Source organism: Alteraurantiacibacter lauratis, assembly GCF_037154155.1.
Taxonomy (GTDB): domain Bacteria; phylum Pseudomonadota; class Alphaproteobacteria; order Sphingomonadales; family Sphingomonadaceae; genus Alteraurantiacibacter; species Alteraurantiacibacter lauratis.
In genome coordinates this window covers 1-2677 of the sequence record NZ_JBANRN010000030.1, presented here as the reverse complement: position 1 = coordinate 2677, position 2677 = coordinate 1, and the positions used below count along the sequence as shown (strand labels likewise).

The 2677-nt window shown below is 60.0% G+C and carries 3 protein-coding genes; all 3 read right to left on the bottom strand.

Translation table 11 applies throughout. From position 1 onward, the window contains the following. Positions 1–139: 139 nt before the first annotated feature. Entirely contained in the window at positions 140–922 is a 783-nt protein-coding gene (locus WFP39_RS15175; protein WP_336920670.1) for a universal stress protein, read from the bottom strand. A 13-nt stretch (positions 923–935) separates the two neighbouring features. Further along, positions 936–1928 (bottom strand): TerC family protein, encoded by a 993-nt coding sequence (locus WFP39_RS15170; RefSeq protein WP_336920671.1) that lies wholly within the window; start codon positions 1926–1928, stop codon positions 936–938. 96 nt (positions 1929–2024) lie between these two features. Further along, positions 2025–2677: IS1595 family transposase (locus WFP39_RS15165; RefSeq protein WP_336920669.1), on the bottom strand; the 653-nt coding region annotated here is incomplete at its 5' end.

Sequence of the window (2677 nt, the reverse complement as noted above, 5' to 3'; positions counted from 1 at the left end):
AAGCCCAGGGGAAAGATCAGAACATGGGTCACTTCTCAGTGGAAATTTATGCCCCTCCCGGGTCAAATCTCAGTGGCAATCAACAACCAGCCATTCGGTGGTCATAAACTCCATTATTCCGCCTTCCAAAGTCTGCCACTCAATGCGACAACAGCACCGGCATTCTCGGACCGTTCAGTATCGAAGCGGTGGCGCTGCCAAGCACAATCCGCCGTAAAGTCGAATGGCCATAGCCGCCCATGACGAGGAGATCCGCGCCAAGCGCCTTGCTCTCCTGCTGCAGCGCATCGGCGATGTTGCGGCTACCGCGCTCGGCCGAAGCGGCGCTCGCGTTCAGTCCGCGCCGCTCCGCTGCGGCGATGATCTTGTCGCCGGACAGGTCGCCTTGCAACTGCTTGTCGCCGTCGATCGTCAGGAACACCATGGGGCGGTCGCCGATCATCGGCTTGGCATCGCCCAGCGCGCGCGCCGCCGCCGGGGTGTTGTCCCAGGCTACCGCCGTCACGCCCTGCGGAGCGCCGCCGCGATAGTCCTGCGGAACGACCACCAGCGGCCGGCCGCTGAAAAACAGCAGGTGCTCGATCAGGATCTTTTCGGTGAGCACCCCCAGATTTCCGCTGCCCAGTATGGTGCAGTCGTGATGACGGGCGTGCTCGGCGACGACTTCGTGGATTCCGATGGCATGCGAATGTTCGGTTATCGTGACGTGATCGACGCCTGCCTCGGCTGCCGCATCCCCGATCCCCGCGGCCACCTGTCGGGGGTCGGCCTCGCGACCCGGCGTCGTGACGTCGAGATTCACGACGAAGATGGTCAGACGCGCATTGTGCGCCCTAGCGATGGCGATGGCATAGGCGGACGGGCCGCGGTCAGCAACCGAACTTTCAGCCGGGGCGAAAAGCATGATCGATTGCAGGTTCATGACTGTCTCCATTTCAGGTCTTGTCCGGCAGTTCCGCAGCTGGTTGAGCGCGCGTTTTCCAAAGCGACCAACCGATACCTGCCGCGAGGATGGCAAAAGTGACCGTGAGCGAGAATGAGGGCGGGATCTTGTCAATGCCCAGGAGGTCGGCGACGAAAATCTTCGAGCCGATGAAGACCAGGAGCAGCGCCAGCGCATACTTCAAATAGTGGAAGCGGTGGACCAGCGCTGCCAGCGCGAAATACAGCGCGCGCAGGCCCAGGATGGCGAATATGTTCGAGGTGTAGACGATGAACGGGTCGGTGGTGATCGCGAAGATCGCCGGTACCGAATCGACCGCGAAAACCACGTCGACCACTTCCACCATGATCAGCGCCAGGAACAGCGGCGTCATGAACCAGACAGGCTTGCCGGTCTTGGGATGGGGCTGCTTCACCCAGAACCTTTGACCGTGCAGTTTGTCCGTCACATTGAACTTGCGACGCACGAACTTGAGCACCGGGTTGGAGGACACGTCGTAACTCTTCTCCGCGTTGCGCCACATCTGGACGCCGGTCAGGATCAGGAAGGCGGCGAAGATGTAGAGCACCCAGCTCCATTCCGAGACGATTGCCGCGCCCAGACCGATCATGATCGCGCGCAGCACGATCACCCCCAGGATGCCCCAGAACAGCACGCGGTGCTGGTAAATGCGCGGTACGGAAAAATAGGTGAAAATCATGGCGATGACAAAGACGTTGTCCATCGCGAGGCTTTTCTCGATCACGAAGCCGGTGACATACTGCATGCCGGCGGTCTCGCCCAGGTACCACCAGACCCAGGCCCCGAAAGTGAGGCCGAGCGCTATGTAGACGGATGAGAGAATCAGGCTTTCCCTGACTCCGATTTCGCGCTGTTCGCGGTGTAACACGCCAAGGTCGATGACCAGCAACGTGATGACAATGCCGATAAAGGCAAGCCACATCCAAACCGGCTTGGACAGCCAGTCCATCATCAGGAAGTCCATCATTCGGGCCCATTAGCCAGCCCCGGTGCGTCTGTCACGTCTCTTGTACGCCCTGGATAAAAATCAAAGGGGCTGACATAGGTAGGGTTACTTGGGTTATTTGAACCACCAGCCCATCAGGGTTGCCTGCATACGCCCAATGGGGCGGTAGTTGAAGCGCCATTCGCACTCCTTGATGAACAGGTGGAAGTGCTGGCGCGGGATGCCGTTGTAGCTCCTCAGGTGGCGTTTGGCCTGGTTCCAGAAGTTCTCGATGCCGTTGATGTGGTTACGCTGGTCGGCGAACAGCTTGGAGTGGTTGATCCGCATGTGGTGGAACTCCGAGACATCGAGCACGTCGTAGCTGCCGAAGGCATCGGTATAGACCACGCTATCGGGCCTGATTTTCTCCTTGATGATCGGAATAAGCGTGTCTGATCTGGCATTTGCGATGATCGCGACATAGACCTTGCCCTGCCGTTTCAAGAGCCCGAACACCGGCACCTTGCCTGCTGCGCCGCGTCCCCGCTTGCCCTTGCGGTGACCACCGAAGTAGCTTTCATCGACCTCGATCTCGCCCGCCAGCAGCTCGGGTGCTTCGGCTGCCAGGGCCTCGAAGATCACCTCGCGCAGCTTGTGGTAGAACAGGATAGCGGTGTTGCGGTTGACCCCCGAAACCTCAGCCGCTGCACGGGCCGTCGCGCCAGCGCAGAAATACTTGATCAGTTCTTCCTGAACACCCCGCCGAAGACGGCTCCTGCGCCTCTCTC